This is a genomic window from Neisseria sp. P0021.S005 (assembly GCF_051956955.1).
This window is the reverse complement of sequence record NZ_JBQCWY010000888.1, coordinates 1-549: the sequence shown is the minus strand read 5'-3', so window position 1 is coordinate 549 and position 549 is coordinate 1. Positions and strand designations below refer to the sequence as shown.

Here is a 549-nt window from a genome sequence, read left to right as displayed (position 1 = left end):
TCGAAGCAGAGCCGCTATTGCTTTCCGACCCCATCGACATCATCGGCACGGGGCAGGATAACGACGGCGCGTATTACCGCATTATCCGCTGGCAGGACAAAATCACACGCCAAACCAAGACCGCCGCCATCCCGCAAGCGGAAATCGGCACGGTTCAGGGCTGGCAGCGATTGCAGAGTTACGGCTTGACCGTCTTATCAGGCAGAGCCAAACGCGAACGGCTTGCCGATTATTTGCAGACACAGGGCGGCCGAACCGCCTTTACCATTACCGACCGCGCGGGCTGGCACGGCGACACCTACATCATGCCCAGCGGCGAAACCATCACGGCAGACGGCAAAACACCCGCCGTCATCTACAACGGCGACACCAGCCAAGCGGCGGCATACCGACCAAACGGAGAGCTTGGCGACTGGCAGCAAAATATCGCCCGATACGCAGCGGGAAACAGCCGCCTATGCTTGGCATTGGGCGCGTCCTTTGCCGCCCCCTTGCTGTCCCTGTTGAGCGAAGAATCAGGCGGTTTTCATCTGACGGGCGATTCATCCG

Annotated in this window: 1 protein-coding gene; it reads left to right on the top strand. The window is 60.1% G+C overall.

Annotated features, from left to right (window positions below; all coding sequences use genetic code 11):
* On the top strand, positions 1 to 549 hold a 549-nt coding region (locus tag ACTHUE_RS19985; protein ID WP_440424275.1), incomplete at both ends, for a DUF927 domain-containing protein.